The organism is Porphyromonas sp. COT-052 OH4946 (assembly GCF_000765965.1).
Classification (GTDB): domain Bacteria; phylum Bacteroidota; class Bacteroidia; order Bacteroidales; family Porphyromonadaceae; genus Porphyromonas; species Porphyromonas gulae.
This window is the reverse complement of the sequence record NZ_JQZY01000014.1, coordinates 54,326-65,938: the sequence shown is the minus strand read 5'-3', so window position 1 is coordinate 65,938 and position 11,613 is coordinate 54,326. Positions and strand designations below refer to the sequence as shown.

At 47.2% G+C, this 11,613-nt stretch carries 12 protein-coding genes; 8 read left to right on the top strand and 4 right to left on the bottom strand.

The features are described from left to right. Position 1: 1 nt before the first annotated feature. From HQ50_RS05300 to HQ50_RS05265, 8 genes are all read left to right on the top strand, one after another. Positions 2–538 (top strand): DUF1599 domain-containing protein, encoded by a 537-nt coding sequence (locus tag HQ50_RS05300; RefSeq protein ID WP_018965055.1) that lies wholly within the window; start codon positions 2–4, stop codon positions 536–538. Then, the gene (locus HQ50_RS05295; protein ID WP_039428886.1) at positions 535–1,788 is read left to right on the top strand and encodes a BT_3928 family protein; all 1,254 of its coding nucleotides are present in this window, start codon (positions 535–537) and stop codon (positions 1,786–1,788) included. The genes HQ50_RS05300 and HQ50_RS05295 overlap by 4 nt, the downstream gene beginning before the upstream one ends. A gap of 71 nt (positions 1,789–1,859) precedes the next feature. Continuing rightward, positions 1,860–2,615 carry a triose-phosphate isomerase gene (gene tpiA / locus HQ50_RS05290; protein WP_039428882.1) on the top strand — a complete coding sequence of 252 codons (756 nt, stop codon included), beginning with the start codon at positions 1,860–1,862 and terminating at the stop codon, positions 2,613–2,615. Positions 2,616–2,678: 63 nt separating this feature from the next. After that, positions 2,679–3,185, top strand: a complete 507-nt coding sequence (locus HQ50_RS05285; RefSeq protein ID WP_018965052.1) for an SPOR domain-containing protein — start codon at positions 2,679–2,681, stop codon at positions 3,183–3,185. Positions 3,186–3,188: 3 nt separating this feature from the next. Further along, on the top strand, positions 3,189–3,770 hold the full coding sequence (gene folE, locus HQ50_RS05280; protein WP_004585175.1) for a GTP cyclohydrolase I FolE: 582 nt from the start codon (positions 3,189–3,191) through the stop codon (positions 3,768–3,770). Positions 3,771–4,321: 551 nt separating this feature from the next. Continuing rightward, complete coding sequence (locus HQ50_RS05275) at positions 4,322–4,924, top strand: choice-of-anchor J domain-containing protein (RefSeq protein ID WP_235317936.1); 603 nt, start codon at positions 4,322–4,324, stop codon at positions 4,922–4,924. 1,448 nt (positions 4,925–6,372) lie between these two features. After that, complete coding sequence (locus HQ50_RS05270) at positions 6,373–7,650, top strand: T9SS type A sorting domain-containing protein (RefSeq protein ID WP_152566880.1); 1,278 nt, start codon at positions 6,373–6,375, stop codon at positions 7,648–7,650. Between the two features lie 58 nt (positions 7,651–7,708). Next, the gene (locus tag HQ50_RS05265) at positions 7,709–8,650 is read left to right on the top strand and encodes a T9SS type A sorting domain-containing protein (protein WP_039428877.1); all 942 of its coding nucleotides are present in this window, start codon (positions 7,709–7,711) and stop codon (positions 8,648–8,650) included. 85 nt (positions 8,651–8,735) lie between these two features. Here the strand turns inward: HQ50_RS05265 and HQ50_RS11265 are convergent, their stop codons facing one another. From HQ50_RS11265 to HQ50_RS05250, 4 genes are all read right to left on the bottom strand, one after another. Then, the gene (locus HQ50_RS11265; protein ID WP_152566879.1) at positions 8,736–8,924 is read right to left on the bottom strand and encodes a hypothetical protein; all 189 of its coding nucleotides are present in this window, start codon (positions 8,922–8,924) and stop codon (positions 8,736–8,738) included. A 416-nt stretch (positions 8,925–9,340) separates the two neighbouring features. After that, positions 9,341–9,634 (bottom strand): RNA-binding protein, encoded by a 294-nt coding sequence (locus tag HQ50_RS05260; RefSeq protein WP_039419762.1) that lies wholly within the window; start codon positions 9,632–9,634, stop codon positions 9,341–9,343. A 248-nt stretch (positions 9,635–9,882) separates the two neighbouring features. Further along, on the bottom strand, positions 9,883–10,638 hold the full coding sequence (gene lptB / locus HQ50_RS05255; RefSeq protein WP_039428873.1) for an LPS export ABC transporter ATP-binding protein: 756 nt from the start codon (positions 10,636–10,638) through the stop codon (positions 9,883–9,885). Positions 10,639–10,695: 57 nt separating this feature from the next. Beyond that, entirely contained in the window at positions 10,696–11,562 is an 867-nt protein-coding gene (locus HQ50_RS05250) for an NAD kinase (RefSeq protein WP_039428871.1), read from the bottom strand. Between the last annotated feature and the right edge of the window lie 51 nt (positions 11,563–11,613).

The window sequence follows — 11,613 nt, the reverse complement described above, 5'->3', positions numbered from 1 at the left end:
CATGCCAAATACAGCAGAGCAGTTCGAGCATGTGATCGGTATTTGTCGTGAGGTTTTTCAGAAAAAACTGCACGACTATGGAGCTTCGTGGCGGGTGATGCGTCCGTCATCTCTGACCGATCAGCTTTATATCAAGGCCAACCGCATTCGAAATATTCAGATGAAAGGTTTGAGTAAGGTGGATGAAGGAGTGGAGCCTGAGTTTATCGGTGTCGTCAATTATGGTGTAATAGCCCTCATCCAATTGGAGTTGGGAGTAGCTGACACACCTAAGATGGAGACAGAGGAAGCTCTACGTCTGTACGACCTCAAGATTCGTGGGGCCATGTCGCTGATGCTCGACAAGAATCATGACTACGGAGAGGCGTGGAGGCAGATGCGTGTGTCTTCATTCGCCGATTTGATTCTGACTAAGGTATTCCGTACTAAAGAGATCGAAGATCTTGGCGGTGAGACATATATATCCGAGGGCGTGGATGCCAACTACATGGATATGATCAACTATGCCATCTTTGCATTGATACAGTTGAACGGATGAAACGTTTCCTCGCTGAACTTTCTCGAATCATATTAGGTCTGACCTTCATCGTTTCAGGCTTATTGAAGGCTATCGATCCGCAGGGTGGGGCGATTAAAATCGGTGAGTACTTTACTGTTTTCAGTTGGCCTAAATCCGAAGGCTTATCCCTTACCCTCAGTATTTTGCTCTGCTGTAGCGAGTTCATTCTGGGTGTATTTCTCTTGATGGGTATATACAGGCGTATGGCGGCACGATTCATTTTTATCTTCATGGCCGTCATGACTCCGCTTACACTCTATCTGGCCATATTCAATCCGGTGGCTGATTGCGGATGCTTCGGAGAGGCATTCCTATTGACTAATTGGCACACTTTTTTGAAAAATGTGGTTCTCTTTGTAGCAGCCGCCTTTTTGCTCAAGAAACCCCGCCGGATACAAACGTTGTATTCGGCCAACGGTCGTTGGCTTCCAGCCATTTTGGCGGTTGCTGGTATCGTAATCTTTACCATCGCCAATCAGATCCATCTGCCAATGGTAGATTTCAGACCTTTCAAGGTCGGCAAATCACTACGTGAGCTTACACAAGTACCGGCCGGTGCTCCGGAGGATGAATATGAATACGTCTTTGTCTACGAAAAGAATGGCAAGCGACAGGATTTCGATATGAATCATTTGCCTGACGATAGTTGGACATACGTAGATAGGCATGAGAAGCTGATAAAAAAGGGTTATACTCCTCCCGTCACCGATTTCCTTTTGCTTCGTGGGGGCGAAGACGTGACCTCCGAGATCGTCAATAAAAAGGGCATAACCCTCTTGCTTCTATCGCCTAACTGGGAGAAAGCAAGTGACGACAAAATGGACAATATCGCCGAGATGTATGATTATGCTCGTGCACATGGTTGGGATTTCTATGGGGTGTCGGCTTCTGGTTCGGACGATATTTCTACGTGGCGATACAATACCGGAGCCGATTACCCGATGCTTTTCCTTGATGCCGTTACCGTTAAGACCATTACACGGGGCAATCCCTCTTTGGTTATCCTGCAGGATGGCATTATCAAGGGTAAGATTAGCGATGCAAATTTCCCCGGTGTGGGACAAGCCCAAGCTTTTTTCGATCGATATATAGGAGAGGAACTTTATCAACCTTCCTATTGGGGCCGTTTATCCGTTTTAGTGTTGTGGGTTGCCCTCCTTTTGTTCGGAATTGTCCGGAAGATCGTTCTCAATATCGGACCACGCCGCAATGAAACAGAAAAACAGTAGGGCCGAGCAGAAATAAAATAGCAAAGTATTGAAATTTTGACATATACTAATCCTGTAAAACCATTATCAGTATGAGAAAAAACATCGTAGCAGGCAATTGGAAAATGAACAAAACCCTTCAGGAGGGAGTTGCATTGGCGAAGGAGTTGGACGCCGCTTTGAAAGGGCGTACGATCAACTGTGACGTGATTATCGGAACCCCGTTTATTCATTTGGCAAGTATTGCAGCAGCTATTGATACCACACGTATCGCAGTTGCAGCAGAGAACTGTGCCGATAAAGAATCGGGTGCATATACGGGAGAAGTATCTGCGGCCATGGTAGCCAGTACCGGTGCTCGGTATGTGATCATAGGACATAGCGAGCGCCGTGCATACTACCACGAAACGTCTGCAATCCTGATGGAGAAAGTAAAGTTGGCTTTGACTAACGATCTGACTCCTATTTTCTGTGTCGGTGAAGTCCTGGAAGAGCGCGAAGCCGGCAAGCACTTCGAGGTAGTAGCCCGTCAGATAGAGGAAGCTCTCTTTGCACTGGATCAGGCGGACTTTGCCAAATTGATCCTTGCTTACGAACCTGTATGGGCTATCGGTACGGGCAAGACAGCTACGTCAGACCAGGCTCAAGAGATGCATGCACATATCCGCAAGAGCATCGCTGCCAAGTATGGGAAAGAAGTCGCTGACGGTTGTTCCATTCTCTATGGAGGCAGCTGCAATGCTGCTAATGCCAAAGAGCTCTTTAGCCGTCCGGATGTAGATGGCGGCCTTATTGGAGGAGCTTCTCTCTCTGTGGATAAGTTCCTGCCTATCATAGAAGCATTCTAAGATTGCATATTGTTTTTGACACCCTTTTGGGCGAGTTTTATTTCAAAAGGAAAAACAAACGAGATGAAACCGATTTTCTTTTTCAGTCTCCTATTGCTTTCGTTGATTTGCTATTCGTCATCAGAAGCTCAGGTTTCTACATCGGCGCATAGCAAAGCTCCGATCAGTATCTTTGAAGCTCTTAGTGCAGAACGCGAAGGCGAAGGCACCATTATCATCTACCAGCCTGCATCGGTAAAAGCTGCTGTGGGCAAGGTGTCCGGGCGTTTAGCCGGTCTGATCGAGGGCGAGAGCAATATTCGTCTGGTGCATGGCTATCGGGTACAGGTATATAATGGTAATGTGGCTACCTCTAAGCGGGAGGCAAATTACCGGGCGGCACAGATCGCACAGTTGCATCCTGAGATGCGTTGCTACCTGACCTACCGTGCACCCTTTTGGCGTCTTCTTGTAGGAGATTTCTCTTCTCGGGAAGAAGCAGAGGAAGCCAAACAGCTACTGAAAAAATCATTCCCTTCATACGCACGAGAGATTTACATCGTACGAGATAAGATTCGTCAAGGTTACTGACAAATGACAGAAATAGAAAAAGAAGAAGCTTGCAGCCGCTTGCAACAGCATTACGCCCAAGTACTGTCGTTGCTCGGCGAAGACCCTAAGCGCGAGGGGCTACTCAAAACTCCGCTACGTGTGGCGAAGGCCATGCAGTTTTTGACCAAAGGATATAACGAGGATCCTGAAGCTATTCTTCGTGCAGCCATGTTCGAAGAAGATTATCAGCAAATGGTCATCGTCAAGGACATCGATTTTTTTTCGATGTGCGAGCACCACATGTTGCCGTTCTTTGGTAAGGCCCATGTGGGCTATATCCCCAATCGGTATATAACGGGACTGAGCAAATTGCCCCGAGTAGTCGATGTCTTTGCTCGTCGTTTGCAAGTGCAGGAGCGTCTGACCACCCAGATCAAGGAGTGCATCCAGAATACGCTAAACCCTCTGGGTGTTATCGTTGTTATCGAAGCACAGCATATGTGCATGCAGATGCGTGGTGTGGAGAAGCAGAACTCTCTGACCACTACCAGCGACTTTACAGGAGCTTTTGAGGAGTCTACCACTCGCGAAGAGTTTCTTAACCTGATCGGTCGCAGGAGATAAGACTATCTCCCGTCGGAAGTTATCTGCTTTTGTGGTAGGAGGGGGGATATCCCCCCTGATTTTCATTGACTACCTCCGATAGCATCTCGTCAGGAACAATTTCTTGGGATGAAAAAAGACTGATTTGTAGATAAGACTCCCAGCCTGAGGTTGCCAAGATCCCAAAGACAGTCCATTGTCCTTTTGGTTGTATTAGCTTTTAAGAAGGCCTTTTGATTCTGCGAATGAAGCGCACAGGTTAAAAGGCCTTTTCTTTTTTAACTCTGACTTCCTCTTCCCCACATATATAATATCTATAGCGGACTGTCCGAGGTGACTTGGATAGAATGCTGCATATTCTTTGCAAGCATAGTGACCTTCTCATGCTTAAAATGAAGAGGCTTTAACTCTCGTTGTGGCTATCCATATCGGTTTTACGATTCATTTGGGTGTTTGTACCTGCTACTTCTTATCTCTTTTATGCTAAATTTGCGATAATACCTTTGGGTGGTGTGATATATAAGTCGAGAAGTATTGTAAAACAATAAATGTGTCATTTAATTCGAAATGTTATGAGGAAGTTGTTATTTCTTTTGGTATTAGGTTTGTGCTTTAATCTCATTGGTGGGGCGCAAGATCCTCTTATTTCTACAAGCTTTGAGGGGCCGGGGTTTGATCCGGGTTGGACGACGGGAGTCTCCGATGCTATCACGACAAGCCCCCAGCCTTATCCTACCACCGGTCTGGAACCTTGGGAACAGTGGGATCTGACAGATCCGCAGGGTGGGTTCGGCTATGTGCACTCCGGTGATTCTGCTGCGTGGATAGGTGCCACGCTCGACCAGACGTCTATACACGACTGGCTGATGACTCCGAAGTTCAAGGTGCCTAACGGCGGTTCTACCCTGATCAAATACTGGTTGTGGTATCACTCCGAAGCTACGTATGTGAATAGGTTCTATATCATGATATACGACTATGCCAAAGAGGCTTGGGAGCAGGGTTATCTGTTAGCCAACGAGTTCAATTCCCCATTGCACTATGTGGAGGAATACTCCTTCGATTTGGCTCAATGGAAAGGAAAAAGCATCAAGGTGGCTTTTGTGAAAAACGGTACCTACCAATTGGCTATGGACGACGTCAGGATCGTGAACNGTTGTGGATATGCAGTATAAGGGGCATAGAAAAATCAGCCGACTGATCACAAAAGAGTAAGCCTTTCGAACGCTTCGGGGGTGGGTTCTTTCCCGAACACACTTCTATGACAATAAGAGGGTGTATCGTACAACCCAAATTCGAGCTTATGTCTCGTCGAATTGGAGTTGTGCGATACACTTTTTTGTTTGTCCTATACAACGGTAGCAGCAAAATCTAAGGAGGTGGATGCACCGGAAAAAAGTCCAACAAAAAGAGCTTGAAAACCTCTCCGTCATAGCAGAAATACGCGCCAAAAAAGTTTTCAACAACGAAGCTGAGTTTGGAATCATTCTAAATAAGCATCCGATATGGAGGGAAAATTGAAGCAAAAAAGACAAGAAAACGAACGATTGCAGATGAGAATCTACTTTTGGGGAGTTGGTGTAATGTTTTATATATAAATCGAAAACGATTTATATATAAAACGTTTCAAATTTGTATACAAATCGTTTTCGATAAATATATAGATCGTAAGTGATTTGTATATAAATCGGAGCATTGAAGGGGCTCGTTCGTCGGAAGGTAAAGCAAAGGCACCCACCGAGTTTTACTGCAAACTCAGCGGGTGCCTTTGCTTTTTGGGGGATTATCGGAGGTCTAACCCGCCCCTATACATGATTGACTATACGCTCTTTTCTAATGTGGTGCGGGTAAGATGGTCTGAATAGGATATCTATTGTAGCTGCTCTCATAGCATATGGATGGGATGCGCGAATAGGTGCTGTGCATGTCTGGTTGTCATTTAGCTGTTTATGTTGATCTATTTGTGTTTGGCTGATAAGATATTGGAAAGTGTATTTGGAGTTATCTTCCAGCTCCTCGTCGGTGACAAATATAACAAGAATGCTTATACCCGGAGAATCGAAAATGTTTCCTAATGATGAGTTTGTAGTCTTTCATTTTTGTCTGTCGTGGATGCCCGATAAAGTTCTCTACATACTCAGATCGACTATGGCCGGACATTTAGGTGGGTGTTTTTAATTGTTGTGCTAAATGCGTTTATTTTATTTTCCGGCTGTAGTTGTTATTTTTATTTGTATTTATCTTTTTTATAAATGTTATAATTGGTTTAATCTCAAAGATTAATGTGCGTTGAATCAGTAATGCCATGTTGAGAAAACCTCTGCCCTGTATTTTGTCATATTGTCATCTCGATTTGTTTGTGATTGGTGTTTTTGTTTGTTAGATGGGAGTGGATCGTGCATTTTGCGAGATATTTCCTCTATATTATTAGATTTTGTTAGATTTTAATCGGAAAACATTCTTATCTTTGACTGGTCAAAAATGTAATTGATAATACTTGCTGTCCTACCATAATATCTCTAAAATTGAGATCTATGGTTTGTGAAGATCTTTTGGGCATGTATTTCAATTAAAATATCAACGAAGCACATCATTTTCTCTTTTTTAAAAACATAAAACCATTATGATTGGAAATTTTACAGTCAAATTTCGCCCTCAATGGCAAAGCCTTTTGAGGCTTGGGGCATTTTGTTCATTGCTCTTCGGTTTGCAACTGACTTCTTATGCGCAGTGGAAACCAACGCAGTATCCGTCGAAAACGCCTTGGCTGGTCTGTAGTACACCCAATGGCAATCTGTTGGCAGGTGCTTATGTGCCTCCGCTGGGAGTGCGCATATCTACCGATAAGGGAGATACCTATACAGAGATTCTCGCGCTGTCGGATGTTGCTTATACGAGTAGCTGTCAGGTGGGGCAGACTATCTTTTTAGGTGGATTCGGAGGCTCTATTGCACGTTCGGACGATAACGGTCAGAATTGGCGCCTTTCTAATTTCGGTACCGTCTTCCCTTCGGGTGTGGAGATCACGGACTGCTATGGATTGGAGTTCTTTAAGGGCAAACTCTTTGCCTCGGGTTTTGGTGCCGGTATAGCCTATTCGGATGACATGGGCGAGACGTGGAAGAATACGGATGTTTCGGCTCTTGTAGCTCTCGATGAAGCATGCTATGTGTATGCCATGAAGGCTTATAAGGAAGTATTGTATGCTTTTACGGTCAGAGGCATATTCAAGTATGACGAAGCCGCTACTAAGTGGGTGTTTATAAGGGAGACTCTTTATCCTTCCTGCACGGCTATTCACAAGGGTAATCTGTATGTGGGACACAGCGCGCCCAACGGACTCTTCTTTATCCTAAAGACATCCGATGGCGAGAATTGGGAACCGGTTGCAGCTCCTGCAGAAATCCTTACCAACGATGCCCGAGCTATGGCTTCCAATGGGGATGTATTGTATGTAGGTAGTACGACCAACGGTGTTTTCTATACCCTCGACGAAGGTAAAACGTGGGTGGATTTCAACGAAGACTTCCCCAACAGTTTCCAGGATTTTTATATCACACCTCTCAATTTTGCCTTTATCGGAGATGAGGTTTTCTTGTCGGGATTCCATGTCGATTATGGTGGTGTCTTCAAGCGGAAAGTTGCCACAGATACTGCTGTAGAGTTTGTTTCCGATATGCAGTATCAGGTGCTCTTTGACAAGAATACAGCCACTCTGACCTTGTCGGGTGAATATGCTGAAGCTCAGATAGCTGTGTACAGCATGGACGGCAAGCTCATCTGCCGTCAGACCATCGCCCCATCGGAGCAGGTGCTCTTGGGGCGCTATCCCAAAGGTACGTATATGTATCGTGTCGAGATCGGCAAAGATCATGTCTTCACGGGAAAATTTGCGATCTAATATAGTAGTGTCTCATTTTACAATGTCGAATCAATAGACAATTTTGGATATTAGTATTATGAAAAGGATATTCGCTGTTTTGATATTGAGTTTCTGCTTCCATCTTATCGGATTTTCTCAGGAGGCCTTGATTTCTACAAGTTTCGAAGGACCCGGTTTTGATGAGGGTTGGACTACAGGAGTCTCAAGTGCTATTACGAAAAAGCCTCAACCCTATCCTTCCAGCGGTCTGGAAGCATGGGAAATGTGGGCATTGACGGACCCGCAGGGCGGTTTTGGCTTCGTTCATTCAGGTGATTCTGCCGCATGGATCGGTGGTACGCTTCAGTGGCAGCCCAAGCATGACTGGCTGATGACTCCGAAGTTCAAGGTGCCTAACGGCGGCTCAACTCTGATTAAATACTGGTTGTGGTACCACTCCGAAGCCAACTATGTGAATAGGTTCTATATCATGATATACGACTATACCAAAGAGGCTTGGGAGCAGGGTTATCTGTTGGCCAACGAGTTCAATTCCCCATTCCACTATGTGGAAGAATATACCTTCGATTTGGCTCAATGGAAAGGAAAAAGCATCAAGGTGGCTTTTGTGAAAAACGGTACCTACCAATTGGCTATGGACGACGTCAGGATCGTGAACNCCTTCGATTTGGCTCAATGGAAAGGAAAAAGCATCAAGGTGGCTTTTGTGAAAAACGGTACCTACCAATTGGCTATGGACGACGTCAGGATCGTGAACTATCAGGGGCTACAGGAGATAGACCAAGTGGGTATTCGCGTCTATCCGAACCCTGTCACGGATGTACTCATGCTGGAGAATGCTGCGGATGTAGTAGCTGTTCGCATTATCGATATGCATGGCCGGCAGATGATTGCGACCGCTAATTCGGGTAATTCGATGCTGAATATCGATGTCTCTCATTTGGTACGAGGCAATTACGTTGTGGATATGCAGTATAAGGGGCATAGAAAAATCAGCCGACTGATCACAAAAGAGTAAGCCTTTCGAACGCTTCGGGGGTGGGTTCTTTCCCGAACNCTTGTGGATATGCAGTATAAGGGGCATAGAAAAATCAGCCGACTGATCACAAAAGAGTAAGCCTTTCGAACGCTTCGGGGGTGGGTTCTTTCCCGAACGCACTTCTATGACAATAAGAGGGTGTATCGTACAACCCAAATTCGAGCTTAAGTCTCGGTGGATTGGAGTTGTCGATACACCCTTTTTCTATTCTCCCCGATGTAGGAGGCTGTATGGTGGCGACTGATTTTTCCATGCTTGTGTCGCTTTGTGCTGCGTATACCGGTGGCTGTCTTTCTCTTTTTCCCTCCTGTGCATTGATCAGGTGTTATGTTTCGATCTAATAAAGGTAGATTTATACAAGAGGATACTATGGTCTCACATGGGAGGATACTATGGTCCATTGATAGAGGATACTATCTACTCTGTATCGGATGGCAAGTTCGGGGGGTGGAATGTTCGGTGCGAGGTGTGTTTCGTTGCGGTTGGGATGGCTTGGGACAGGGGCCGTCAGGGTGCAAGCAGATGCAAGACAGGCCGCAGGTGAACACCGTATGATGGTGTGCCTGCGGCCTGTCTTGTAATTCGTGTCGTCAGAATAATAGAGGGAGACCTCTCGGAGAGAAAGCCGTATCGGCGTTGTGATACGGCTTGCCGGAAGTGGGAGAAGGATCAATAGCGATCTTCGTGACGGAAAGTACGGCGAGGAGCACGTTCGGGACGTTCCAGTGCTTCTTTGACGATCAGCTTACGACCTTGAAATTCCTGATCGAACAGCTCTTCGATGGCACGGCGTGCATCGTTCTCGTCTTCCATTTCGACGAAGCCGAATCCGCGAGAGCGGCCGGTCTCTCTGTCTGTGATTACTCTTGCGTTCGTTACGACGCCATACTGTTGCAACAGACCTGTGAGGTCTTCTTCGCGAACCCGATAGTTCAGATTCCCTACGTAGATGTTCATACTCATCTTTGGTTTTTTAATGAAACAAGGTAAAAGAGAAATTGCCGAATTCGGTTAACGATCTGTGTGTCATATCTTCATATCCGTACCAAAGAAATAAAGAAATCTACCGGTTCCTGCTAAACCATTCACTCTGCATTACTGCTTTCACTGAACGCAAAGGAAATCAAATAAACTGATTGGACAAGCGGACAGCATGCCTGAAATGACGAAAAACAGCTATAAGGTACCGGCAGACGGCAGGTGCAGCGAAATCAGTCGAATCGTTTGCGGCGGAGTTCGAAGTCGCGTCCTAGATACTTTTCCCTCACCACTTCGTTCGCAGCCAACTCTTCGGCCGTGCCCTGATACAGCACTTTGCCCTCGAAGAGGAGATAGGCGCGATCCGTGATGCTGAGCGTTTCGTGGACGTTGTGGTCGGTGATGAGGATGCCGATGTTTTTGTCCTTGAGTTTGGCCACGATGGCCTGAATGTCCTGCACGGCGATAGGATCGACACCGGCAAAGGGTTCGTCCAGCATGATGAACCGAGGCGATATGGCCAGACAGCGGGCTATCTCGGCACGACGCCGCTCGCCGCCGGAGAGGCGGTCGCCAAGATTCTTGCGTACTTTCTCAAGGTGAAATTCGGCTATCAGGCTCTCCAGCTTTTCGTGCTGATAGGTCTTGGGCAATCCGGCCATTTCGAGGACGGAGAGGATGTTGTCCTCCACGGACATTTTGCGGAATATGGATGCCTCCTGTGCCAGATAGCCGATGCCGGCGCGTGCTCGTTTGTAGACGGGGTATTGGGTGATGTCCTGATCATTGAGGAATATCCGTCCTTCGTTGGGGACGACCAGCCCCGTGGCCATGTAGAAAGTCGTCGTCTTGCCGGCTCCGTTCGGCCCGAGCAGCCCTACGATCTCTCCTTGCCGAACCTCTATCGACACGTGATTCACGACCGTGCGGTTTCGGTAGCGTTTGACCAGATCTTCGGTGCGCAGCACCATGGTTGTATTTTCTTCCATTATGGGAGTAGTCTATGGTAAGTGTCTGTTGGCTCGTGTCCGCTGTCCTCAGTGTCTTTATCTTACGGCTGTTCCCCACATGAGCTTGCGCCTCAGGGTCTCGGCGAAGGAGTGCGGACGCAGACGGATCATTCGCAGCGTGTGAGGAGCACGTTTGAGCAGGATGGATGTGTCACAAGGGAGCGTTCTGGTTCGTCCGTCGAGCACCAAGAGGTAATTCCGACTGCGCGAGTCCACTTCGAGGCGGATCGCCGTATCGTCCGGAACGACCAGCGGACGCATATTCAACGAGTGGGGAGCGATGGGCGTAAGGACGAAGTTCCGACAGGCAGGCATGATGATAGGGCCATTTCCGCTCAGAGAATAGGCCGTGGAGCCGGAGGGCGTGGCCACCACGAGACCATCGGCATCGTAAGCCGCCAGATAGTCGTCGTTGAGGTAGGCATTTACCCGAATCATCGAGCCAGTTTCGCGTTTCAGTATGGCTGCTTCGTTCAGGGCGTAGGAGGGAGAGGAGCCGTTGCCTTCGGTCACTTCCAGCAGGGAACGGGTCTCGATGGTGAAGTCGCCATCCAGCAGGCGTGTGATCAGCTCCGAGGCTTCGTGGCAATCGACATCGGTGAGGAAGCCCAGTCGGCCGGTATTCACGCCCAAGACAGGGATCTGCGAAACGCCGATCTGATGTGCCGTGCGCAGGAATGTACCGTCACCGCCCATACAGATCACGTAGTCGATATGCTCGGGCAGGGTGTCTATCACTCCGCAAATGGCCGGATGGAAGTCCAGATCCTGCTCAAGAAAGGAGAGGAATTTGCGCTCTATGTAAAGAGGTGTACCGGCTTCTTCCAGCTTCAGGATCAAAGCCTTGATGGAAGCTCCCTGTTCGCTTTTGTGATGGCTGCCGAATATGGCTATTTTCTTCATGAGTCTCTTTCTCTTCTCGTAGGGATCAGCAAATAAACGTTACATTTGCAT